The following is a 23,424-nucleotide window of genomic DNA, read 5'->3' as shown; positions in this document are numbered from 1 at the left end:
AGTAACGAAACACCTAATTTAGGTGTTTCGTTACTTTTAGAAGTTATCATATTACTTGTATTGAAACAGTTTTTAGCTAATTATTTAACAGCATCAAACATTTTGAACATAGGCAGATACATGCCAACAATTACAGCGCCGACCATGCCACCTAGAAACACCATCATTATTGGTTCTAGAAGGGATGTTAAAGCTTCAACTGCTGCTTCTACTTCTGAGTCGTAAAAATCTGCGATTTTAGATAACATTGAGTCTAATTCTCCGGTTTCTTCACCAACAGCAATCATAGAAACTACCATTGGAGGGAAAACCTTGGATCTTTCTAGAGGTGCATTTATTGTGCCACCCTGTTTTACCTCTTCATATACTTCTCTGACAACTCTTGATAAAACTGCGTTTCCTGATGCTTCTTCAACTATTTCCAGCGATGTCAATATAGGTACACCACTTTTAATTAATGTTCCTAAGGTTCTTGTAAACCTTGCAACGGCTACTTTTTGTATTAGAACACCAAATACAGGCAATTTTAGGCTTATTTTATCTATGATATATCTGCCTTTCTCAATAGAGTACATTTTCTTAAATCCGTATGCTGAGCAGCCAATTAAGAAAATGATTAGCAGAAGCCATGGTGATCTTAAAACATTGCTTATATGGATTAACGTTTGTGTATAAGCAGGTAATTCACTTCCTAAACGCTCAAATATTTCTGAAAATTTAGGAAGAATAACTGTAAGCATAACAAAGAATATTATAGTAGCAAGAATAGTAACCACAGTCGGATAAGTCATTGCTGATTTTACTTTATTAGTAAGTTTTGCTCTGTCTTCCAGAAATTTAGCAAGTCGGTTTAGGACATCATCAAGTACACCACCAGTTTCACCTGCTTTTATCATATTGATAAATAAGTTGTCAAACACTTTTGGATGTTTTGCAAATGAATCTGACAGGTTTATTCCTCTTTCTACTTGATTTTTTATATCTTTTAAAATTGATGAAAATTTTGGATTTTCTGCCTGTTCAGCCAGAATTGTAAGAGTTTTCATCATAGCTACACCGGAATTAACCAGAACAGAAAATTGCCTGCAAAATACAACAAGGTCTTTTAATCCTACGCCAGTTAACCCTGCAAGCAGTCCATCAAGTTCAAAATCAAGGAAGTTTTTTGTTTTTACATCTGCATTTGAAATCTCAATTACCCAGAGTCCTTTTTCTGCTAATTGATTTCTTGCCAAGGTTTCATTTTCAGATATTATTGTATTTTTATGTAATGTTCCCTGTCCATCTCTTGCTTTATACTGAAACTGAGGCATAAGTTACTCCTTGTTTATTTAATCTTAGGAAGTATTAATTGTAAAATTAACCTAAAATTAGTAAGTGATTACTAACATTAGGCTATCAATCTTACATTGTGGGGGCAAAACCACCAATCATACGTTTAAAATCTTCAGGCCTGCTTGTTTTAGCTATAGCATCTTCTTGAGTGATAAGGTTCTTTTGATACAGTTCTTTAAGAGATGACTCAAGAGTTTGCATTTTATGCATTCCACCAGTTTGAATTGCAGAGTATATCTGAGCAGTTTTGCCTTCTCTAATTAAGTTTGCAATAGCAGGTGTGACAACCATAATTTCTTGAGCAAGTGCTCTACCCTTTTTCTGGCCATCTGGCTGAACTTTTGGGATAAGTGTTTGGCTGAATACTGCAATTAAACTGTTAGATAGCTGAATTCTAATTTGTTGTTGCTGTTCAGCAGAAAACACGTCAACTATACGGTCAACAGTTTGACTTGCAGATGATGTGTGTAATGTTCCCATTACAAGGTGACCTGTTTCAGCTGCTGTTAATGCTAGCTGTATAGTTTCAAGGTCTCTCATCTCACCAACCAGGATTATATCCGGATCTTCACGAAGAGCAGCTCTTAATGCGTTATTAAAACTTCTTGTATCTTCTCCTAACTCTCTTTGGTGGACAACGCTTCTTTTTGAATTGTGAATATATTCTATTGGGTCTTCAATTGTAATAATATGCTCTGTTTTATTGCTGTTAATGAAGTCTATCATTGCAGCCAGTGTAGTAGATTTACCGCTACCTGTAGGTCCGGTTACTAGTATTAAACCTCTGGGGCGTTCTGCTACTTCTCTGATTATGCTTGGTAGACCTAATTCATTGAAAGATGGTGGTTGAGTAGGGATAGAACGAAGAGCCGCACCATAACTACCTCTTTCTTTATAAACGTTAACCCTGAATCGTCCAATATCCTGAACTCCATAACTGCAATCCAGTTCCCAGTTTTGCTCCAAAGTTCTTCTTTGTTCGTTTGTTAACATGCTAAAAATTAGCCCATTAACATCTTCTTTTGTGAGTGGAGGATGATCGGTTCTAATTAATTTGCCGTCTATTCTTATGATGGGAGGTAATCCAACTGAAATATGTAAGTCACTCCCACCTTTTTGAAATACAACCTTAAGCAGATCATCTAATGACATAAATTTATTCCTCAACATTAATTATACATTGTTATTGGAAATAGGCTGACAACACCAAGGACATTCGTGCATTTCTAATGATACTTCACCATCGCAATTGTTACAAGTAGTATCGGCTTTATGATCTAATAATTTTAAACCGCATTTTGCGCAAGATATCCATCCTTCTTGTATAATAACTTTGCAGCGTGGACAAATCTTTTTGAGTTCGTATTGACAGAATGGACATTTATAAAATTCATCTCCGATAGGTCTTCCACATCCAGGACAAACCGAGGACATGCAATCTGAGGATAGTGTAACTCTGATTACTTCCTCTAAAGTAGTTAATCCTTCTCTTGCAAGTTCAAAACTATATTCAAGTAAGGTTTTCATTCCTGATTGTTGGGCAGCAAATTTTATTATTGAAGTATTGGCATCTTTTGCAATTAAATCTTTTATTTCATCATTAATTTTCATGACTTCATAAGCCCCGATACGGCCTTTATATCCAGTACCGTTACATTTTTCACAGCCAATACCATGATAATATGTTTTATTTTCAAGCATTCCTACTCCCAGATAGTCAAGGATTTGCTTATCCGGTGTATATGCTTCTTTACAGTGTGGGCATAGTTTTCTCAAAAGCCTTTGGGCGATTATCCCAATTATTGTGCTTGATACCAGGAATGGTTCTATTCCCATTTCCTGAAGTCGAATAATTGAGCTTGGTGCATCATTTGTGTGCAGTGTTGTAAATACCAGGTGGCCTGTAAGTGCTGCCTCTACAGCTATTTTGGCTGTTTCTTTGTCTCTGGTTTCACCGACTAGCATTATATCTGGATCTTGTCTTAAAAACGCTTTTAATATTTTTGCAAAATCCATACCAATTGATTTATTAACTTCAGACTGAGTTATTCCTTCAAGATCGTATTCTATAGGGTCTTCAGCTGTAGATATATTTACTTCAGGAGTATTTCTTTCACTTAAAGCACTATACAATGTAGTTGTTTTACCGCTACCGGTTGGGCCTGTTACGAAGATTATTCCAAACGGTTTGCTTATCATTTCGTGAACAATTTTTAAGGTTTCCTGGTTTGTAATGAGCTGATCCAATCCAAAAGATATATTTGATTTATCTAAAATTCTCATTACAATTTTTTCACCAAATTTGCTTGGTAATGTTGATACACGAAAATCAATAAATTTATTTACTATTTTGACACGAATTCTGCCATCTTGTGGCAGTCTTCGCTCTGATATATCAAGTTCTGACATAATTTTATATCGTGAAATAAGTGCATTTTGAATCTTTTTAGGTAATTTTTTGTAAATACTTAAAACCCCATCTTGTCTAAATCTGACAAAAAGATCTTTCTCCTGAGGTTCTACGTGTATGTCACTTACGCCTCTTCTTATTGCTATTCCTAATATGCTGTTTGCTAACTGAATAATAGGTGCCTCTTGTGCAGAATCTGTTAAATCTGCAATATCAAGATCATCAATTCTGGATTCTACCAGATCAATTCCTAATGATGTAAGCAGTTCATCAGTGCTTTGTTCTATAATCTCAGGAATTTCTTCTTTTTTAGGAAATTGGTTTTCTATAAATTTATTGAAATCATCTTCAAGAATTACGGTTTTTTTGATCTTTAAATCTTTAATTTCACTTAATCTATATTTAATTTCTTTTTCTGCTGCCAGATTATCAGGGTCGACCATAGCAAATGTAAATAAATTTTCGCTTCTTTTTATCGGAATAATTTTGTTATTAATAATTAATTCTTCAGGAAACGTATTAAGTAGCTCTTGATCGATTTCTATTTCGTGTAATTGTAAGAAATTTACTCCATATTGAAGTTCAAGAGCAGTTTTAAGCTGATCATAAAGATTTTCCTTAGAAACAAATCCAAGATCGCAAATTGCTTCTAAAAGTGACTTTCTTGCTCTATCTTTTTCTATAATTGCTTTTTTTAGCTGATCTGAGGTTAGAATAGCTGTTTCCAGCAAAAGATCATTTAGATTATTTTTTATCATAAACTGTATTTATTCCCTACTTAATTAACCCTTCTATTTTAATAATTTTTTCTGATGTTGTTATAGGTCCTTCAAGTGTACTTGATAGTGATGCAATTGCATCATTGTATTTTTTTATAGTTATTATTTTTTCACTGGCAAATATTATCATTTTATTTAATTTTGCTGGTTGAATGTTGGAAATGAATACTTTTAGGTTTTCAAATATAGCGGAAGTAATTGATGCCATCTTTTGAGGGTTTTCAGAGTTAATAGATCCTATTAGATTACCGTCTTTATCAGTAATCGCAGCTTCTGTTATGCCTTTTATATTTTTTATAACTGATAAATCTTGATTTGAAAAAACATTTTGTTCAATTGTATCTCTTAATAATGAATGATTAATTGGTTCAAACTCTTTATTACAATTGAAATAGAAAATAAAGTTCTCTACTTTTATTAATATATGAATATCTACTTGAGTTTCAAAAAATATCTTTAAAGGTTGTCCTATATTTAGTCGGGATAAATAATTCTGTGAGGTCATAAAGGCACCTGATGCCAGTGCCCCTATAGTTTGTTCTGCTCTGTTATCATTGATAAGGCTAGCAATAGTGAAACCTGCTTTATTTGATATAGTTGAATTCTTAATTTGAGGAAATTCTTTCTCTATTTGTGTAAGGATTTCTTTTAATTTTTCTCCTAGTTCTTTTGGAATTATATTTGCATTATCAGTTTCATTTTCAGATTGTGAAAATTCATTTAATTCAATAATATTTTCAATATCTTTATAATTAACCAGTAATTTTCCTATAGATGATATGTGAGCTGATGTTTCCCCTACTTTTTTAGGAGCTGCTTTCTCAACCAAACGTACATTTTCAGGAATGAACTGGTCTTGATTCTCAAATATGGACGTATTATACATATTTTGAGAAATATTTTTATCTTTGTATCCTGTTGTATTTTTTTCCAAACTTATTTCAGGAAGATTTCCCAAATTATTATCAAGAGATTGTTCTGTACATTTATTATTAAAGGTGTTATTAGTTGAATTTGTAATGATAGCATCTTCGAGAAATGATTCTTCAGTTGATATTTCATTGTTTTTATCAGAAGAATCATCATTAAATGTCTGTTCATCGGATTTTTTAGCAGTATAAGACGTTAACTCAGCATTTTGAAGAGCATTTTTTATACTGATAATTTCAGTCTCATTTTCTTTTGAGTTATTCTCTTGAATATTTATGGGTGATTCATTTGTTATCGCTGGGATATATTTCTTATTAACTTTATTTTCTTCAAGTTTGATAAGTAAAAATAGAGTGAGCGTACTTGTTAATAAATTTATGATTATAAGAAATGGATTAATATTGAGATTTGATGAAAAGTTTATTTCTTTAATTCCGATAATATCAAGGCAAAACAGGGACGATAAAGTTATTATTATAAAAAATATTGTATTGGCAAAGGATAGCCCCACGACTTGATTAGCGGAAGCCTTTTTGAATAACAAAAAGTTAATTGCAGAAGAAGCAGCAAACACTCCTGTTAATAACAAAGGAACTTTTATAGTAATTACAAGCTTTGGAATTAAAGTTACTATAATTGATAGTACTGCTCCTAGAATTATTATTACTAATGGCAGGATAATCCCTCTTAACTTGATTTTGTGCATATCATTCCTTTTCTGTCATATTATTTTAGTAATTATTTATTTTACTATGACATATTATAAGTCTCTTTTAGATGAACTAGAATAGTGATTTCGGAAAATACGATTTTATACATATAAACTTTAACAGTTCTTAATATGTATGAATGATACATTTATGAGCAAATAAAAAAGCTGTCGGATTACTTTATCTGACAGCTTTTTCTAGTATGTTAATGTAAATTACTCAATAGCTGGAGTGACTTCTCTAATTAATTTATCAATATAATTCTTAATATAAAGTTTGTGTGGATATAAAGCAGCTTTACCTAATAAATCAACATAATTCAGACAATTTTTTGATAATTTTTCATGAATTAAGTAGCTAAGTAAGTATGTCAAATGCCAGCTAGGTTCAAACCTAATATCTGGATTAGTATGTTTTACATAATTCAGCATATTTCTTGATGTAGTGCCTGATTTATACTTAATACCAATATAAAAAGCTTGTTTAGTAGCATTTTTAAAGGAAATATGGTTTAACTCATTTTTTATTTTTCTAGGAATTACGTTAGATTGAATTATATTTTTTTCAGTTATTTCAAGGCCTTCCTTAAACATATCTAAGTTTTTATTTACTTTATGAGAGAGGTTTGAGTCATGAATTCTGTAATAAGCAAGTACTTTAGGTATGTAGACAAACTCAAATTTTTCAGCCAGCCTCATCCAGAGGTCATAATCAGCTGCATATTTATATCTATTTGGATACATTTCTACTTTCTTAAAACAATCCTTATGCAAAATGACGTTGATTCCATTTCCTATGTTATTTTCAGCAGTTAGTCTCATTAAAGCTTCGTATTTCGATATAATTCCTGCGGTCTTATATGGATGCCACGGAATTAGTTCATCTTTCTCGTGATGCCAGAAGTTAACGCCAGTTATAAATACCTTATGATTAGGATTTTCTATGTATGCTTCTACTACTTCCTGTAAGAAATCAGGATGATATTTATCATCAGAATGAAGAACTCCAATTAACTCCCCTTGCGCTTGATCTTTGCACTTGTTAATGTTTGCATAAAGTGAAATATTTGATTCATTTTGATAAAATTTTATCCTTGGATCGTTATAGCTTTTTATTATTTCGACTGAACTATCGGTTGAAGCATTATCGCCAATGATTAACTCAAAATTTGTAAAAGTTTGTTCTAATACGCTTTCTATTGCTTCTCGCAAAAATTTTTCATAATTGTAATTTGGTAAACAAATGCTGATAAAAGGTTTCATATTTTCTCCTTATATTTTCTCAATTAACCTTGTAAACTAACTTTCTTGTTTTTAAGCTTCTTTTTAAGTTTCTTAAATGCTCAACCAGATTTAATGGGAGATAAGTTAGTATTAATAGAATGAAACTATTACTTTGAAATAATAAAGTTGGATCCGTATTCAACGCTTCTTTAAAGCTTTTTCTTGCTTTTACTGGATAATTATTTTCGAAATATCTTCTGCCGAGATATCTGTGCCTTAATGCAAATGCTCTATCTTTATATTTAAGATATCTATTATTCAAATCTTTATGATTAAAAATATTTTCTAAAATCTTGATGCCATATGTTTCATAGCTTTTGAAATCTTTACTCATCGTTTCATTATGAATTCTATACTTCAATAAATACTCATTTATGCCATAAAACTTATAATATATAGCAAATTTTAAGTAGAATTCCCAGTCAGTCATTCTTTTAAACGATTCATCAAATAATCCTACTTTTTCAAGACATTCTTTCCTGAAAAGAGCACACGAACCGTTATATAGGAAGTTAGTCATAAGGAGTTTATCTAAGACATTGCCGTTATGAATTATCATTGGTTGTGTACCAATATTATTATTCTGTTTATCAATAAGAAGTGTTCCACAGTATACCAGGCCGATATCTGCATTATTTTCTAAAATATTTACTTGTTTTTCAAGTTTAGTAGAGGTCCAAGTATCATCAGAATCTAAATGGGCGATGTATTCTCCCCGTGCAAGTTCCATTCCCTTATTTCTTGCAGGATTCTGTCCTTTATTTTCTTGATAATGGTAAATTATTCTGTCATCGTAGTATGAATTTACAAATTCTCTGGTGTTATCTGTTGACCCATCATCTACAATAATCAACTCTAAATCGTCATATGTCTGATTAAGAACTGATTCAATTGCATAACCAAGATAATCTAATCTGTTATAAGTTGTAATTATGACTGAAACTTTGGGCTTCCTCATAATTCCTCCTTCGACTTGCTAAAAATATGATTAAAAAAAGTATTAATTAAATCTATAAGTCAGTAAGCGATAGTTAGCATATAAAAGGGGTAAATCATAAAGATAATTTATTATCTGCAAAAGTTAGATTTTAAAAATCATTGGAAAATTGAGTTTAAAAAAGTTAAGAAAGGGCTTGAAAAATTTTTTCAGAGTGATAAACTAAGATTGTATAGTGAAATAATTCACGGTTGAGAAAAAAATATGATAAAAGTTAAAATTTGTGTTGGGTCAAGTTGTTATTTAAAAGGTGCAGAAAAGATCATTCAGCATTTGCAATCAGTCATAAATGAATTAGATATTAATGCTGATATTGAGCTTGCAGGTGCATTTTGTCTTGGCAACTGTGGTGATGGAATAGCAATAAGTATTAATGACAATATAAAACATATAACAACTCCTGAAGAGGCAGAAACTTTATTGAAAGAAATAGCAAAAAAGGATTAAAATGAGCATATTAACTACAAATAAAGTGAATTGTAAGGATTGCTACAAGTGTGTAAGACACTGTCCATTAAATGCGATTAGAGTAGCTGACGGACATGCCCAGGTTGATCCAGATAGATGTATATTAGATGGAAATTGTTATAAAGTATGTCCCCAGAATGCGAAATCAATAAGAAATGATATAGAAATTGCTAAGAACGTTATAAAGCAAAGTAATAATGTCATAGCAAGCGTAGCTCCATCATTTTTTGCATATTACAGCGAATCTAAAAGAGGTAAAATCCTTACAGCTCTCAAATATTTGGGATTTAATCATATTGAGCAGACATCACGAGCCGCATATACTGTTGCAAAAGCTCATTTTGACTTATATAAAAATACTGATAAAGCTGTAATAACCAGTTCATGCCCTGCTATAGTTAATTTAGTTGAAAAATATTATCCTGAATTAATTCCAAATCTTGCACCTATAGTAAGTCCGATGGTAGCTCATTATAAGATTCTGGAGCAAGAGCACTATAAAGATTTTGATATGGTATTTATTGGCCCCTGTGTTGCGAAAAAGCAAGAAATTGAAGGGACCAATATAGCTGCTTGTATTACTTTTTCTGAGTTAGATGAATGGATTGAGCAGGAAGAATTAGATATTGACAATCTTGAACCCATTTTTTTTGACGTTTTTTATTCGAGAACTTCTTCACTATTTCCACTCTTAGGCGGTTTAATTAAGGCTGCTGGATTAGATGACAGCAATTTAGACAATGAACTTCTTTCTGTTAATGGAGTTGAAAATGTACAGGAAGTATTAGATGCGTTAAAAACTAATAGACTTAAAGCCAGATTTATTGAGACTTTAGCCTGTCATGGTGGATGTATTATGGGTCCAGCAAGACCAAAATCCGAGCAGGAAACAAATTATTATGAATTAAAAACTAATATAATTAGTACATTTTCTGAAACAAAAAAATATAAGCTTGATCAAGACATTCTTGCAGAAAAAGCGACAGCAAGATATTATACAGACCGTTCATTGAAAATAGCTGAACCTGCTGAAGAAGAAATAAGAATAGTTTTAGCATCTATCGGTAAAACCAGGCCTGAAGATGAACATAATTGTGGTGCTTGTGGGTATGACAGCTGTAAAGAAAAAGCTAAGGCTGTAATTCTTGGCATGGCAGAAAAAGAAATGTGTATACCATTTATGAAAAGTCAGGCAGAGAAATTCTCCTCTATAGTTCTTGATGCTACTCCAAATGGTGTCGTCGTTTTAGATAATGACTTGAATATAATTGAAGCTAATCCTGCTTTTCTAAGGTTAATTGAGCTTAATAAAGTTGATCTGATAGGAAAGCATATCTCTTTATTTATTGATGAGCAGCCTTTTCAGGATGTTCAAAAAAATAATGATGAGATATTCGAATCAAGAACGATTTATAAAGATAAAGAAATAAAGAGAATAGTTTTCTACGTGCACGATAAGAAACTTATTACCGGTATATTCGTCGATATAACTGATATAGAAGCTCATAAAGCTGCCTTGATTAATGTTAGGAAAGAAACATTAGAAAGAGCTCAAAAAGTAATAAACAAGCAAATGCGGGTAGCTCAAGAAATTGCAGGACTGCTTGGTGAGACGACAGCAGAAACAAAAGTTTTATTAGGTCAATTAGTTAAGATCCTTCAACAGGAATAATAGATTATGTATATTGAGTATGAAATAAGACAGCTAAATAAGAACGGTGAAGAACTATGCGGAGACAATGTAGAAATTGTTAAAAATCCGGATAATACTGTCATTGTACTGTCTGATGGTTTAGGAAGCGGTGTAAAGGCAAATATTCTCTCTACATTAACAAAGAAAATAGCATCTACGATGCTTTCTAATGGTATGGAAATAGAAGATGTAGTCGAAACTATTGTAAATACTCTTCCTATTTGCCAGTCAAGAAAAATAGCATATTCAACTTTCACTATTGTTCAAATATTTGATAATAACGAGGTTAAACTTGTCGAATTTGATAATCCTGATACTTTCTTTATCCATGAAGGATGCCTAACCCCTTTTGAATCTGATTATACGAATATAGCCGGCAAAAATATAAAAATAAGCAAGTTTAAGTTATCAAAAGATGATTTTATAGTGCTTGTCAGTGATGGTTTAATTCATGCCGGACTAGGCGGAATGATTAAGCTTGGCTGGGGATGGGACAAAATAGGTAATTTCATTCAGAGAAATGCGATTGATGATGTTGACGCATCTGTAATAGCTGACAAACTCCTATTTATAGCAAATGAGTTATATCAAGGAAATATTGGAGATGACACTTCAATAGTTGTAATTAAAGCAAGAGATAAAAGAAACCTCAGTGTTGCAGTCGGTCCTCCGCTAAATAAAAATAGAGATTCTGAAATGGTAGATATGTTTATGCATTCACCTGGAAAAAAAGTCATTTGTGGTGGAACAACAGCAAATATCGTTGCCAGATATTTAAATAAAGATATACATGTAATTCTGGGAAATAAAGATTTAAGCGTTCCGCCAAAGGCTGTGATTGATGGTATAGACCTGGTTACTGAGGGAGTTATAACCTTATCCAGAGTTGTAGAGTTAATTGACAAAGTAAAAGAATACACAATTAAAAAAACTAATCATGGAATGCAGAATATTTATCAGCTTTATGGAGCTAAAGATACGGCTCAAACGTTGTTAGAAAATACGGTAAAGAAAATTGACTACACTCCAGAAAATCCTGCTGAAGAACTTGCTTGTGAGTTACAAAAAGCAGATAAGATCAAATTTATAGTTGGAAGAGCAATTAATCCTGCTCATCAAAATCCAAATTTCTCGGTACAAAGTGGTATAAAGCTCAAATTAATTAATGAACTTAAGGAGAAGCTTGAAAGGCATGGCAAAGAAGTTGAAATCGAGTATTTTTAAAGCCTCCATTTATTAGCCGTTAAGTCATTGTGAGGGGTGCTAATTCTGAAATAGTAATTGATCTATAGAATATAGCATAGCCAACACAGAATAATAGTGGTGTTATTGGAACGATTGATGACTTGATAATGTGGCTTAGCCACCTCACAATGACTGGCTTTTCTTTAATTAACTATAAATAAGTTTGAATACATAAACAAAGGAGCAGAATATGGCAAAACTAGAGCACGATAGAACAGAAGAATTGATGGAACAGCAAAGAAAATTTAACAAAGTTAATGAGATTATTCGTAAATACGAATATAAAAAATCAAATTTAATAGCAATTTTGCAGAAAGTGCAAGAAGAATATCGTTATTTACCGGAAGAGATTTTAACGTATATTGCAACAACAATGGGAATTTCACCGGCAAGTGTATATGGTGTTGCAACTTTCTATAGCCAATTTAGCTTAAATCCGAAAGGAAAATACGAAATTAAGGTTTGTGATGGTACAGCGTGTCATGTAAGAAAAAGCATGCCTGTATTAAATGCCATTAGAGAGAAATTAAGCTTAAATAACGGAAAAATAACTACAGATGACCTTAAATTTAGTGTTGAAACTGTGAGTTGTCTGGGTGCTTGTGGGCTTGCTCCTGTAGTAGTGATTAATGAAAAAGTATATCCACAAATGACACCGGACGCTATCAAGCTCATTATTGATGAGCTTCAAAAGAGAGAAGAATGCTAATAGGAGAATAAGCTATGATAGCTAATACGATAGTAGATTTAAAAAAAGAAAAAGAGAAAGCAAAGCAATATCTTCAGGAAATGGGCACCAGAGTACTAATTTGTGCTGGAACAGGATGTGTTGCTAATGGTTCACTTGAAGTCTATAAAAGATTTCAGGAACTTGGTGCTAATGTGGAATTAAAGGAAGAAAAGTATACCCCGATAAAAACTGGTTGTCATGGTTTTTGCGAAAACGGTGTATTAGTGATGATTCCTGAAAAACATGTGACTTATGCAAAAGTAAAACCTGAAGATGTTGATGAAATAGTAAGCAAACACTTAATTGGCTGCGAGATAGTAGAAAGACTACTTTATAGAGATCCTGCTACTAATAAATCTATAAAAAATAATGATGAAATCAACTTCTATGCTAAACAAAAGAGGACGTCATTGTCTAATTGTGGTCATATTAATCCAGAAGATATAAATGAATGTATTGCAAGCTCAGGATATCAGGCATTAGAGAAAATCTTAAATGGTTATACTTCTGAACAAGTTTGTAATGAGATGATCGAAAGTGGATTAAGAGGCCGAGGTGGCGGTGGATTTCCTACTGGTAGAAAATGGGGATTCGTACGTATTGCTGAGGGTGATAAGAAATATGTAATCTGTAACGGTGATGAAGGTGACCCGGGCGCATTCATGGATCGAAGCCTTATGGAAGGTGATCCTCATAGAATTTTAGAAGGTATGGCAATTGCAGCTTACGCAGTTGGCGCAGATGAAGGTTATATTTATGTACGTGCAGAATATCCTCTTGCAGTTGACAGATTAAAAAAAGCAATTGTGCAAGCTGAACAGTATGGTTTACTTGGTAAAAACATTTTAGGAAAAGATTTTTCCTTTATTGTTCATATTAAAGAGGGAGCCGGAGCATTTGTATGCGGTGAAGAAACAGCGCTTATTGCATCTATTGAAGGCGAAAGAGGCATGCCAAGACCCAAGCCTCCATTTCCTGCGAATAAAGGGTTATTTGAAAAACCCACTTTAATTAATAACGTAGAAACCTTTGCTAATGTCCCACTAATTATCAATAATGGTGCTCAGTGGTTTAAAGATTTAGGTACAGCAAATAATGCCGGCACTAAAACCTTTGCTTTAACTGGTGAAGTCAGAAATACCGGATTAATCGAGGTTCCAATGGGATCTACATTAAGACAAATCATATTTGATATTGGCGGTGGAATAAGAAATGACAAGAAATTTAAAGCTGTACAAATTGGTGGACCTTCTGGTGGATGTTTAACAGAAGAACATCTTGATATGCCGCTTGATTATGATTCATTAACAAGAGCAGGAGCAATGATAGGTTCTGGCGGATTGGTTGTACTGAATGAAGATACTTGCATAGTCGAGATTGCTAGATTCTTTATGAACTTTACTCAGAATGAATCCTGTGGTAAGTGTGTTCCTTGTCGCGAAGGTACTAAAAATATGCTGAAAATTCTTGAAAAAATTGTTGGTGGAAAAGCAACAATGGAAGATCTTGAAATATTACAGGAATTAGCTCTGGCTGTAAAAGATGGTTCATTATGCGGGCTTGGTAAAACAGCTCCAAATCCTGTATTGTCAACATTACAGTATTTCAAGGACGAGTATTTGGCACATATTGTTGAAAAAAGATGTCCAGCTGGCGTATGTCAGGCATTTAAGAAGATAGAAATTATAAAAGATCTCTGTAAAGGTTGCTCAAAATGTGCAAGACAATGCCCTGTTAATGCTATAGAAGGAAAAGTAAAAGAACCGTTTATAATTGATCAGAATAAGTGTATTAAATGCGGTGCTTGTATTGATGCTTGTCCATTTAAAGCTATTAAAGAGGTGTAATGTGTTAAATAAATTTAAAGGCAAAAACATTACTATTCAGGATAAGTTGAAGGTTTCTATAAAGGAGACGATTTAATTATGACAGAAACGTTAGTAAAAAATAAATTATATATAGATGGCCGTGAAGCTACTTACACGGACGAAAGAAATTTGCTTGAAGTTATAAGAAAAGCCGGAATTGAAGTTCCTACTTTCTGTTATAGACCTGATCTTACCATATATGGCGGTTGCCGTATGTGCGTTGTTGAGATCGAAGGTAGAGGTGTTCAGGCAAGTTGCTCTGTGCCTCCAGAACCAGGTTTAAAAGTCAGAGTTAATACAGAGAAAACAAGAAGAGTCAGAAAAGTTGCTCTTGAATTACTCTTAGCCAATCATAACAGAGAATGTACAACTTGTGAGAAGAGTAATAATTGTGAACTTCAAGAGCTTACTCAGAAGATGGGTATTAGAGATGTTAGATTTGGTAAAAGGGAAATTGAGCTTCCTATTGATGACTCTAATCCGTCTATTGTGAGAGATCCAAATAAATGTATTCTTTGTGGTGACTGCGTAAGAATGTGTAAAGAAGTTCAGGGACAAAATGTTCTCGACTTCGTTAATAGGGGTTCTGAAACAGTAGTATCTCCTGCGTATGGTAAAAATATGGGTGACGTTGACTGTGTATATTGTGGTCAATGTACTTCTGTATGTCCAACAGGCGCTTTAACTATTAAGTCAGAGATCGATAATGCATGGGCAGCTGTTTTGAACCAGCAAAAGGTCGTTGTAGCACAAATTGCACCTGCCGTTAGAGTTGCTCTTGGTGAAGCATTTGGTTTTAAGCCCGGAGAAAATACAATTGGTTTAATCGTTGCAGCGTTAAAGAAAATAGGTTTCAATCAGATTTTTGATACATCTTTTGCTGCTGATATGACAATTATGGAAGAAACAACAGAGTTTATAACAAGACTCCAAAATAAGGAAAAACTTCCTTTGTTTACAAGTTGCTGCCCTGCCTGGGTAAGGTTTGCAGAGTTTAGATATCCTCAATTATTGAAGCATCTTTCTACTTGCAAATCACCACAGCAAATGTTCGGCTCAATTGCTAAAAAATACCTGACAAAAGAATATAATATTGATCCTGAAAATCTTACAGTCGTATCAATAATGCCATGTACAGCTAAAAAAGCTGAAGCTCAACGCAATGAGTTTAAAAATAACGGCATTCAGGATGTTGATATTGTTTTGACCACTCAAGAATTAATCAGAATGATCAAAGAAGCAGGCATTGATTTTAGTAATATCGAACCTGAACCGTTAGATACACCTTTTGGTATCTTAACAGGAGCAGGAGTAATATTTGGTTCATCTGGCGGGGTCTCAGAAGCAGTAGTTAGAACAGCATATGAAATGGTTACCGGTAAACCGCTGGAAAAATTTGCTGTAACTGAAGCAAGAGGATTAGATAAATTCAAAGAGCTTACTGTAGACATTGAAGGCTTAAAAGTCAAAATAGCTATTGTAAATGGATTACAGGAAGCAAATGATCTTATCGAAAGAATCGAGAAAGGTGAAGCCCATTATGATATTATCGAAGTAATGGCATGTCCAGGTGGATGTATTGGTGGAGCCGGTCAGCCGCAGAGTTGTAAAGATACTTCTATTAAGAAAAATAGATCAAAAGGTCTTTATAAAGCTGATGTAGAATTACCAATTCATAAATCTCACGAAAATCCACAAGTACAAAACTTATATAAAAAGTGGCTTGAAAGTCCGAATAGTAAAATTGCTCACGAACTTCTCCACACTCATTATAAGAGCAAAAGAAGAATTTCAGGTGAGAATATTGAGCTAACTTCTGGCGACATAGAAGAAAAGAAATCAGAAATTGCTGTATGTGTTGGCACTTGTTGCTATATTAAGGGTTCTTATGACTTTATGGAAGGTTTAGTAAAACGAATAAAAGATAATAACCTTGAAGATAAAGTAAAAGTAAAAGCTACATTTTGCTTTGAAAATTGTGGCAAGAGTCCTACAATATCAGTAGATGGTGAATTAGTATCAAATGCAGTACCTGAAAAAGCAGGAGAAATCTTTGAAAAGTATATCGCCTCAAAATTTAACCTCGAATAGATATCTTATGTTAAAATTCTAAATATAGTATTTAAACGGAATAAGGTATGTAAATGAGCAAGAAAATATCAGTACCGACTTTAAAAAGGCTGCCAAATTATTACAACATAATTTGTCAGGCACTGGAATCTGGAGAGAAATATATTTCAAGTGCAAAAATTGCACAGTTGTTGGATATAGATGATACCCAGGTAAGAAAAGACATTGCTGCAACAGGGTATGTAGGTAAGCCTAAAGTCGGTTTTGATGTGAAAGAATTCAAGGCTCATCTTGAAGAGTTTCTTGGCTTTAATAATACAAAAGAAGCATTTCTAATCGGTGCAGGAAATCTGGGAATAGCACTGGCTAAGTATGATGGATTTAAAAAATATGGACTTGATATTCTTTCTTTATTTGACACTGATCCTCATAAAGTTGGCCTTAAAGTTGGCAAAAAAGAAGTTTTTGCCCTTTCTAAGCTGCCGGATTTAGTTAGAAGAATGAATATTCAGATTGCTATACTTGCTGTACCATCAGAAGTTGCTCAGGATGTTACAGATTTTCTTGTTCAATCAGGTATTAGAGCAATATGGAATTTTGCCCCTGCAAATCTCAAAGTTCCTGATTACGTGTTAATATCCAATCAGGATCTTGCTGCAAGCTTCGTAGTATTTTCATCACTAATTTCAGAAAGATAATAACTATATGAGTAAAAAAAAGAGCCATTATGGCTCTTTTTTTACTTTTCTTTTAGGAAAAAGACTTGCTAGAAATTGAATTAATCATCTTCTCAATTAAATAATTTACGTATAATTTATTAGGATACAGCATTAATCTGCCGAGTCTTGATGCTAGTTTTAACCATAGTTTAGGGAGTCGTTCATTTATTAGAAAACTATGTAAGAAAATTAAATGCCAGTATGGATCGGCGACTATGTTTGGATCCAGTTTTCTTTTACAATTCAGCATAAATCTTGTTAAATGTCCTGAGTTGAATTTGGTTCCCATATAGAATGCTTTATGAATACTATTACTGGTAGAAAAATAGCTAAGCTTGTCGTGCAATTCCTTATATATAATTTCAGATTCAGACAAATTTTTGTTTATTATCTTATAAACTTCGTCATCTCTGTCTTCTTGCCTAATGTTATTGCAGGTTGCATTTGAACTATGTACTCTATAATATGTCAGAAGTTTGGGTATATATACGAATTCGTATTTATTACCAAGTTTTAGTAAATAGTCGTAATCGGCAATATATTTGTACTCAACAGAAAACATCCCTACTTCATTTAAGCAATCACGATGAAATACTACGTTAACTCCGTTGCCTATATTATTTTGATGGAATAGTCTGATTAATACTTCTTGCTGTGACTTAATTCCACCTTTATTATATGGATGCCATGGTATTAGCTTTTTATTATCTGAGTGATAAAAGTATACATCAGTAATAAATACTTTGTGCTTTGGATATTCATTATAGGCTTTCACAATCTCTTCAAGGAAATTTGGTGCATATTTATCATCTGAATGAAGAATAGCAATTAACTCCCCTTGCGCTAAGCCCATAGCTTTATTGTTTGTTCTAAATGTATAAAGGTTTTTCTCATTTTGGTATAGTTTTATTCTAGGATCATCATAGCTTTTAATTATATCAACCGAGCTATCAGTAGATACATCATCAACTATGATTATCTCAAAATTCTGATACGTTTGCGCTAAAACACTATCAATAGTTTCACGAATGTAATTTTCATAGTTATGATTGGGTATACATATGCTAATCAGTGGTTTCATATTCCAACCTCTCAATTCATATGTGCATACTTACTCTAAATTTTTCTATTTTGTTATTATTCACTTATTAACTATTCTGAAATTCCTGGAAGACAGGGTTTTAGGGTTAATTAGATATAGCTGTACAAGTTAAGAGTATATTCTTGCAGAAATATATATAAATTTCCTTGCTCAGTCAGGGATAGTTAGGAGAGCAAAAAAATAATGTTGTACGATATAAAGGGATTAGGTGTATTGTGCCATTGGATTATACATAATACGGTACATAATAACTATACACAAACCGATAATTATCTTATATGCTTTGTTATAAGCTAGCTATTAATTATTAACTTACTTGATATCTTGCTTTTTAAGATATATTGCCATTAGAAAAATTCTTTAAATATTTACTGGTAGAGATTCTGCCTGATATTTTTTGTGATTCTTCTCTATTATTAAGTATTTGCTCTGTATTATATTGAAAATTAGGATCACGATAAGGAATACCGGCGTTAGTATTAATTAACCCCTCTTCTTTGTCGGATAATTTTATTTTTATTAGCTCATTTTTCTTAGCAGCTATAGTTCCAGATTCTTTTCTTCCTATAGGATCTGTTTTACCAATATAAAAACCAGCATCAATTAATCCTGCACGTACTGGTGCCGCTGCACTATATGTTGTGATATTTCCATCTTCTTTTAATAGTCTATAATACTCTTTGAATATATCTACTGTCCACAGTGTTGGTAATTTAGACGGGGTAAAGGGGTCATGAAATATATAGTCATAGCAATGGTTTAGGTCTTTTATTACTTGTCTGGCATCACAGATAAAAATGGTTATATTCAGTAAATCGCTCTTATATTCAGCAATCTTAACCCTATTATTTCTATTAGAAATAGACCGATAATATATATTATGTAAGGAGTTATTTTTTAAGCCCATGCATATAGAATTAGACCCCCCAGAAAAATCAGGCCCCAAATCAGGGCGTGTAAAATTCACGTCATATTTATAATCATTAGCAAAAGCTTCTATGTCTATGACGCTGGATATGGTTGTATTAAAAATCTCATTTACTTTACTATCAACGTAGTTAGGAGATTCTAGCGTAGAAAAAGCTAATACATTTGGGTCATATTCAAGTCCAGTAATATTTATTTTGCAGTTTGGATTGATTTTCCAGATCTCACTGACTGCTGCTTTACTGTTATAGCCAAGCCCAAAGCACATATCCAGTATATTTACGTTATTATTATTTTTGATAAATTCTAGAATTCCAGAAGGTATAACGAATTTTTCCAGTGCTTCAGTATAAGCGCCAATTTTACTATGATAAACGTCATTAACTATTGTATTAAATAAGCTTATAGTGCCATCTTCGGTTTTTATTGGGTAGAAATAGTTCATATTTATACCTTAAATAGTTTGATCGGTACAATTATATATCAAACGATAAAATTCTGACGTTAAAAATTGTTTAAAAGTTACGTCGATTTTAAGTATATTTTTAAAATTTAATATCCATATTTACGTCAATAATTTTATTACGTATAGCGCACGTAAGAAATAAGCATACGCAAAATATTTAAGTTATCTAATCTAAATTAAGTATTCCAATTTCTCACGTCATATTATATAATTGATTTAAATCAGTAAAATAATTGAGGGAATAAGAATGGAAGCAGCAGAGAAAATTATGTCCATAGCGAGCAACGAAAGAATCCAAGGCTTAATAATAGAAGCCGAAAACGAGCTTGCAAAAATCCAACCGGAAATTGCTTATTTAGAAGAATGTCAAAAAAAGTTAGTTGAACTTAACGAACAAAAATTTAAACTAAACTCATTGATTGCAAGTCTAAAAAGTCTGGTTAAAAATACCGACGTTAATAAAAGCAAGCGTGATAAAAATGAAGTTGGTGAAAATAATATTGAAGATGCTGAAGTCAAAATTGCTGTTAACGTAAGTAAAGAAGATGACGAAAATTCACGTAAAATATTTTTACCAGATCAAGCAATTTCTCAAGTCAGAAATTATTTGCGTACAAATAATAATTTGAATTATGAAATTTATAAAGGTATAGTCTTTAGCTCAGGACAAGCCACAACTGCTGACATTAAGCATTATTTAGTAGAAAATAAGGTCAAACAACCTAAATCAGGCAAGGGTTTTGAGGATGTAGAACTAAAAGAAATCTCATCCAGAGTTAATTATCTGGTAAGAAAAAATATATTAACCTCACCAGAACCGGGCGTATTTAGATTAGTATTTGGCTGGTGCGATATTCAATAATATATTGATTTGTAAGTTAACGAGTTAAATCAATAACCTTGGCGAGTTTATCAAGATTACTTTTACCTGCAAACCAACCGAGCATTTCCCCATTGCAATCTGATACTCGATAATTGTCGCAACTTTCTTCCCTAATTGAGCCAATGTTATGTGAATTGACTAAAATACCACTAGAACTTGTTCCCTTGTTTAATCTTGCTAAAGTAATCTTTTCATTAAAATTAACAGGATTTAGTTTCATTCTCAGCTTCCCCTCGTCATAGTAACTAATCTTTAATTATTCTATCTAAAACTTTAAATGCTTTATAGTGTTTTTCAACATCGTGAACTCTTATTATATTTACCCCATTTGCGGCAAGATAGGAGTTTATTGCTATATTAGCCTCTTCTCTTTCCTCTGGAGGTAGCTCTAGGATTCTTGCTATAATTGATTTTCTTGAAACCCCCACTAATAATGGATAGCCTAAAGACTTAAATTCACTAATTCTTTGCACGATTTCAATGTTGTGTTCAAGAGTTTTGCCAAATCCAATGCCCGGATCAATAATGATATTTTCTTTCAGTATACCTGCTTCAAGGGCTTTTTGAGTTTTATCATACAAGCTCTTAAATATTGAATCTACTACATTCTCTGGATAAGTAGGATTAATTTGCATAGTTGTGGGATCAGAAAGACTATGCATTATTATTACAGGACAACGCAGTTCAGCTGTAACTTTTATCATATCTGGGTCATGGTCAAAGCCTGCTACATCATTTACTATATCAGCTCCTTGTATAACAGCTTCCTTGGCTACTTCTGAATGTCTTGTGTCTATACTAATAATTACAGACTTATTTATTTCTCTAATGGCTTTAATAACAGGTAATACTCTTTTTAATTCCTCTTCTGGCGAAATTTCCACAGCTCCTGGTCTTGTAGATTCTCCTCCAATATCAATAATATCAGCTCCTGAGTCAATCATCTGACTAGCTTGAGCTACAGCTGCTTCAATATTTAAAAATTTTCCCCCATCAGAGAAAGAATCGGGTGTTACATTTAGAATTCCCATTATATAAGTTTTCTTTGACCAGTCAAAAACGGTATCCCTAACTTTTAAAGGTGGAATAAACTCATTTTGAAGCAATTCTAGAAGCTGTGAGGATAGATCTTTTAATTTAAATGGCTGGTATTTTAGTTTTTCGGCTAAATATTTTAATTGTGCCTGTGTGCATCCAAGTAGTACATCTGATTTTCCTACTTTACAGGTAATAACTTCTCTATGTACAGCTGCATCTGCTCCAATAGAGAGGGCCAATTGCTTTATTATATTAGCTGCTGGGGAACTAAGATTGTGTATTTTTACTAATTCAAACTGATATTTTGATAAAGCAGTTTTAATGTAGTGTTTGTCAAAACCTACATCTTCCATAACTGACTCAGCACTTTGCGGTGTTATTTTTCTAATATAAAAATTATTTTGCATTCTATTATTTTACATTAATAGCTTGCTTTTTTAACCATATTCAAATTATTAAGGATATCAGGCTTATTTGCAGCTATTATACTGTTTAATAATACTGATAAAAACCATAAATCCAGAATTTTATTGCCTAATTCTTTATTTTTTCGAATATAAGAAGTTAAGAGATATACTCTTAACCAGTAATTGTAAGGATAATATTCGGTTAAAATTGAGAAGAAGTGTGAATAATTATCTCTATAAACCTTATATCTAGCTGAATTATCTTCAAATGTTTTTTCAAAGAAGTTATCAAGGACCAGAAGAGTCTCTTTTACTTGTTTTGTAAAGTAGCTTTTATCGTACTCATTAATTAATAGCTCTTCATTTCTTGAAATGTATATTGCTTCTTGCATTTGACAAATATTATCATCAAAATTTCTAAATAACTTGATAAAAAAGTCCCATGTAAAGTTAAATTTTAGGTTTTGATTAAAGTTTAGCCGTTTTAGAACATCAGTTTTTATCATCAAAGATGAAATTGATGGTCTTATATTTCCAGAAAGAATAGATTTTAAGCTATTATGTGGCAATTGTTCATTTTTGTAGAAATATTCATAGTTTTGGTTGCATTTAACCTGATAATTTAAATCTGTATCTATGCCAAATCCATAACATGCCACCAGGGAATGATTTTGGATAAATTTTTCATATCTGAGTTTAAGAGCATTATATAGTAGCAAATCATTTGGATTTAAGAAGCAAACAAGATTGGAATTTATATAATGAATGCTTTTATTTAGTAGTTCTGGAGTGCTTTTTGCGTGATATAAACTGATATATTGAATTTTAGGGTTAATAACAGGATTGTCAATTTTGCAGCTTGAAACCACTATTATCTGAAAATCCTGATAATTTTGATTCAAAACCGATTGAATTACTTTATTAAACTCTTTAGTTTGTTTTTCAACGGGAATTACAACAGAAATATTATACATATATATTGCTCTCAGATTTTAAAGTAAATTTACTTTATCGTCTGATAAACTTTGTTTTGTAATCTATTCCCGGACTTTCTAAATTAAAGTACTAGATATCTAAATTAATCTTAAACTATGGATTACCAAAAAATAAGCAAAAAAAAACCTCCAAGGGGGTTAGAGGTTTAAGTCCAAAATAGAGAGTTAGAGGTCATATCTTTCTATGTCACTTATTATAAAACTAAAAAATTTAAATGTGTGCTAATTTTTAATGTAATGTTTACACTTATTTACAATATTGTAACTTTAACACTTATTCTGAATAACTCGAATTGCTTGTATGTTAAATAAAGAAAAATAAAATCAGTAAATTAAGTAAAATATTCAAGTTGGTGGGAATAAGGCCGA

The 23,424-nt window shown here is 32.4% G+C and carries 19 protein-coding genes; 8 read left to right on the top strand and 11 right to left on the bottom strand.

Annotated elements, in window-relative coordinates:
• Positions 1–80 precede the first annotated feature (80 nt).
• From A2255_01765 to A2255_01740, 6 genes are all read right to left on the bottom strand, one after another.
• Entirely contained in the window at positions 81–1,313 is a 1,233-nt protein-coding gene (locus A2255_01765) for a pilus assembly protein PilC (protein OGI18611.1), read from the bottom strand.
• A gap of 91 nt (positions 1,314–1,404) precedes the next feature.
• Positions 1,405–2,487, bottom strand: a complete 1,083-nt coding sequence (locus tag A2255_01760; protein OGI18610.1) for a twitching motility protein PilT — start codon at positions 2,485–2,487, stop codon at positions 1,405–1,407.
• A 21-nt stretch (positions 2,488–2,508) separates the two neighbouring features.
• Positions 2,509–4,503, bottom strand: a complete 1,995-nt coding sequence (locus tag A2255_01755) for a hypothetical protein (protein OGI18609.1) — start codon at positions 4,501–4,503, stop codon at positions 2,509–2,511.
• Positions 4,504–4,519: 16 nt separating this feature from the next.
• On the bottom strand, positions 4,520–6,160 hold the full coding sequence (locus A2255_01750) for a hypothetical protein (protein OGI18608.1): 1,641 nt from the start codon (positions 6,158–6,160) through the stop codon (positions 4,520–4,522).
• 219 nt (positions 6,161–6,379) lie between these two features.
• A complete protein-coding gene (locus tag A2255_01745) occupies positions 6,380–7,426 on the bottom strand; it encodes a hypothetical protein (protein ID OGI18607.1) in 1,047 nt (348 codons plus the stop codon).
• A 19-nt stretch (positions 7,427–7,445) separates the two neighbouring features.
• Positions 7,446–8,405, bottom strand: a complete 960-nt coding sequence (locus tag A2255_01740) for a hypothetical protein (GenBank protein ID OGI18606.1) — start codon at positions 8,403–8,405, stop codon at positions 7,446–7,448.
• 246 nt (positions 8,406–8,651) lie between these two features.
• On the opposite strand from A2255_01740, the gene A2255_01735 reads away from it, so the two are divergent.
• From A2255_01735 to A2255_01705, 7 genes are all read left to right on the top strand, one after another.
• Positions 8,652–8,891, top strand: a complete 240-nt coding sequence (locus tag A2255_01735) for a hypothetical protein (GenBank protein ID OGI18622.1) — start codon at positions 8,652–8,654, stop codon at positions 8,889–8,891.
• Between the two features lies 1 nt (position 8,892).
• Positions 8,893–10,584 (top strand): hypothetical protein, encoded by a 1,692-nt coding sequence (locus A2255_01730; GenBank protein OGI18605.1) that lies wholly within the window; start codon positions 8,893–8,895, stop codon positions 10,582–10,584.
• A gap of 6 nt (positions 10,585–10,590) precedes the next feature.
• Positions 10,591–11,829, top strand: a complete 1,239-nt coding sequence (locus tag A2255_01725; protein ID OGI18604.1) for a hypothetical protein — start codon at positions 10,591–10,593, stop codon at positions 11,827–11,829.
• 211 nt (positions 11,830–12,040) lie between these two features.
• Positions 12,041–12,559, top strand: a complete 519-nt coding sequence (locus tag A2255_01720; GenBank protein OGI18603.1) for an NADH dehydrogenase — start codon at positions 12,041–12,043, stop codon at positions 12,557–12,559.
• Between the two features lie 14 nt (positions 12,560–12,573).
• Positions 12,574–14,427, top strand: a complete 1,854-nt coding sequence (locus A2255_01715; GenBank protein ID OGI18602.1) for an NADH dehydrogenase — start codon at positions 12,574–12,576, stop codon at positions 14,425–14,427.
• Positions 14,428–14,505: 78 nt separating this feature from the next.
• Positions 14,506–16,539 (top strand): ferredoxin, encoded by a 2,034-nt coding sequence (locus tag A2255_01710; protein ID OGI18601.1) that lies wholly within the window; start codon positions 14,506–14,508, stop codon positions 16,537–16,539.
• Positions 16,540–16,592: 53 nt separating this feature from the next.
• Entirely contained in the window at positions 16,593–17,216 is a 624-nt protein-coding gene (locus tag A2255_01705; GenBank protein OGI18600.1) for a redox-sensing transcriptional repressor Rex, read from the top strand.
• A gap of 52 nt (positions 17,217–17,268) precedes the next feature.
• On the opposite strand, the gene A2255_01700 is transcribed toward A2255_01705, so the two are convergent.
• Both A2255_01700 and A2255_01695 read right to left on the bottom strand, forming a co-directional pair.
• Positions 17,269–18,318, bottom strand: coding sequence for a hypothetical protein (locus tag A2255_01700; GenBank protein OGI18599.1), 1,050 nt, complete (start codon positions 18,316–18,318; stop codon positions 17,269–17,271).
• A 352-nt stretch (positions 18,319–18,670) separates the two neighbouring features.
• On the bottom strand, positions 18,671–19,711 hold the full coding sequence (locus A2255_01695; GenBank protein ID OGI18598.1) for a hypothetical protein: 1,041 nt from the start codon (positions 19,709–19,711) through the stop codon (positions 18,671–18,673).
• A 268-nt stretch (positions 19,712–19,979) separates the two neighbouring features.
• On the opposite strand from A2255_01695, the gene A2255_01690 reads away from it, so the two are divergent.
• On the top strand, positions 19,980–20,594 hold the full coding sequence (locus A2255_01690) for a hypothetical protein (protein OGI18597.1): 615 nt from the start codon (positions 19,980–19,982) through the stop codon (positions 20,592–20,594).
• A gap of 16 nt (positions 20,595–20,610) precedes the next feature.
• On the opposite strand, the gene A2255_01685 is transcribed toward A2255_01690, so the two are convergent.
• Genes A2255_01685 through A2255_01675 form a run of 3 tightly spaced genes read right to left on the bottom strand, consistent with a single transcriptional unit; the run spans position 20,611 to position 23,034 of the window.
• The gene (locus A2255_01685) at positions 20,611–20,835 is read right to left on the bottom strand and encodes a hypothetical protein (protein ID OGI18596.1); all 225 of its coding nucleotides are present in this window, start codon (positions 20,833–20,835) and stop codon (positions 20,611–20,613) included.
• A 25-nt stretch (positions 20,836–20,860) separates the two neighbouring features.
• Complete coding sequence (locus A2255_01680; GenBank protein OGI18595.1) at positions 20,861–22,060, bottom strand: dihydropteroate synthase; 1,200 nt, start codon at positions 22,058–22,060, stop codon at positions 20,861–20,863.
• A 14-nt stretch (positions 22,061–22,074) separates the two neighbouring features.
• On the bottom strand, positions 22,075–23,034 hold the full coding sequence (locus A2255_01675; GenBank protein OGI18594.1) for a hypothetical protein: 960 nt from the start codon (positions 23,032–23,034) through the stop codon (positions 22,075–22,077).
• Positions 23,035–23,424: the final 390 nt, after the last annotated feature.

The sequence above is a fragment of the Candidatus Melainabacteria bacterium RIFOXYA2_FULL_32_9 genome, from assembly GCA_001784615.1.
Classification (GTDB): Bacteria; Cyanobacteriota; Vampirovibrionia; order Gastranaerophilales; family UBA9579; genus UBA9579.
Note: the sequence above shows the minus strand (reverse complement) of the source record. Positions and strands in the feature narration are given on the sequence as shown.

What these genes read in the sequence shown, in the direction of transcription:
- A2255_01765 (OGI18611.1), bottom strand. Translation starts at nt 1,313, where the DNA reads ATGCCTCAGTTTCAGTATAAAGCAAGAGATGGACAGGGAACATTACAT.
- A2255_01760 (OGI18610.1), bottom strand. Translation starts at nt 2,487, where the DNA reads ATGTCATTAGATGATCTGCTTAAGGTTGTATTTCAAAAAGGTGGGAGT.
- A2255_01755 (OGI18609.1), bottom strand. Translation starts at nt 4,503, where the DNA reads ATGATAAAAAATAATCTAAATGATCTTTTGCTGGAAACAGCTATTCTA.
- A2255_01750 (OGI18608.1), bottom strand. Translation starts at nt 6,160, where the DNA reads ATGCACAAAATCAAGTTAAGAGGGATTATCCTGCCATTAGTAATAATA.
- A2255_01745 (OGI18607.1), bottom strand. Translation starts at nt 7,426, where the DNA reads ATGAAACCTTTTATCAGCATTTGTTTACCAAATTACAATTATGAAAAA.
- A2255_01740 (OGI18606.1), bottom strand. Translation starts at nt 8,405, where the DNA reads ATGAGGAAGCCCAAAGTTTCAGTCATAATTACAACTTATAACAGATTA.
- A2255_01730 (OGI18605.1), top strand. Translation starts at nt 8,893, where the DNA reads ATGAGCATATTAACTACAAATAAAGTGAATTGTAAGGATTGCTACAAG.
- A2255_01725 (OGI18604.1), top strand. Translation starts at nt 10,591, where the DNA reads ATGTATATTGAGTATGAAATAAGACAGCTAAATAAGAACGGTGAAGAA.
- A2255_01720 (OGI18603.1), top strand. Translation starts at nt 12,041, where the DNA reads ATGGCAAAACTAGAGCACGATAGAACAGAAGAATTGATGGAACAGCAA.
- A2255_01715 (OGI18602.1), top strand. Translation starts at nt 12,574, where the DNA reads ATGATAGCTAATACGATAGTAGATTTAAAAAAAGAAAAAGAGAAAGCA.
- A2255_01710 (OGI18601.1), top strand. Translation starts at nt 14,506, where the DNA reads ATGACAGAAACGTTAGTAAAAAATAAATTATATATAGATGGCCGTGAA.
- A2255_01705 (OGI18600.1), top strand. Translation starts at nt 16,593, where the DNA reads ATGAGCAAGAAAATATCAGTACCGACTTTAAAAAGGCTGCCAAATTAT.
- A2255_01700 (OGI18599.1), bottom strand. Translation starts at nt 18,318, where the DNA reads ATGAAACCACTGATTAGCATATGTATACCCAATCATAACTATGAAAAT.
- A2255_01695 (OGI18598.1), bottom strand. Translation starts at nt 19,711, where the DNA reads ATGAACTATTTCTACCCAATAAAAACCGAAGATGGCACTATAAGCTTA.
- A2255_01690 (OGI18597.1), top strand. Translation starts at nt 19,980, where the DNA reads ATGGAAGCAGCAGAGAAAATTATGTCCATAGCGAGCAACGAAAGAATC.
- A2255_01685 (OGI18596.1), bottom strand. Translation starts at nt 20,835, where the DNA reads ATGAAACTAAATCCTGTTAATTTTAATGAAAAGATTACTTTAGCAAGA.
- A2255_01680 (OGI18595.1), bottom strand. Translation starts at nt 22,060, where the DNA reads ATGCAAAATAATTTTTATATTAGAAAAATAACACCGCAAAGTGCTGAG.
- A2255_01675 (OGI18594.1), bottom strand. Translation starts at nt 23,034, where the DNA reads ATGTATAATATTTCTGTTGTAATTCCCGTTGAAAAACAAACTAAAGAG.